This window comes from Helicobacter sp. 23-1045 (assembly GCF_053654655.1).
The window spans coordinates 1-751 of sequence record NZ_JBSIUR010000030.1 but is presented as its reverse complement, the minus strand read 5'-3'; the positions used below and the strand labels follow the sequence as shown (position 1 = coordinate 751).

Below are 751 nucleotides of genomic sequence, written 5' to 3'. Positions count from 1 at the left end.
GCTAATCATCCCCACTTTATTTTCATCTAATTTCGCAAGTGCATTTTGCATTTCTCGCAGATAGTTTGGCATTAGCAAATCATCGCTATGAAGCAGGCAAACCCACTTTCCTTGTGCTAACTCAATGCAGCGATTCCAATTGCCAAAAAGTCCCAAATTCGCCTCATTTTTGTAATATGTGACCTTGCCAAAATACTCGCTTTCAAGCATTTTTTGCGCGTTTGACTTTGCGCTAAAATCATCGACATTTTCAACCACGATGATTTCGTAAGATTTTTTGGTGATTTTTGCCTCGATATTTGCGCCATTTTCGCACGAGCGAAAGTTGATATCTTGATTTAGCGCAGAATCTATTGCTGCTTTTAGCGTCTCCAAACGATTATATGTGGGGATTGCGATGGTGAAAACGGGAGCAGCGCGATTGTCTTGTGGCGACAAATCGGGGAGACTGGTTGTTCGCTTTGTTGATGAACCATTAGTTCTATCGCCTCGCTCACAACTGCGCAACCTCGATTTTTCATCCACAATACTTCCGCGCGGGGCGTTTTTAATGCTAGATTCTGCGTGTAGATTCTGCGATTTTGGGGAAGATTCTGCGGTTTTTAACTTATTCTGCCCCCCCCCTATTTGCAGATTCTGCGTTTTGTGATAAATTCGCAGAATCTACGCTAGATTCTGCGATAAAATCCATCATTTCAAATATTTTTATGGATTTTATATGCGATTTTAGTGCGAAATTATCGCGATTTTT

1 protein-coding gene is annotated in these 751 nt (G+C 41.3%); it reads right to left on the bottom strand.

Features of this window, described 5'->3' with window-relative positions; genetic code table 11:
* Window positions 1-525: glycosyltransferase family 2 protein (locus ACWIUE_RS11900; RefSeq protein WP_454137004.1), on the bottom strand; the 525-nt coding region annotated here is incomplete at its 3' end.
* Between the last annotated feature and the right edge of the window lie 226 nt (window positions 526-751).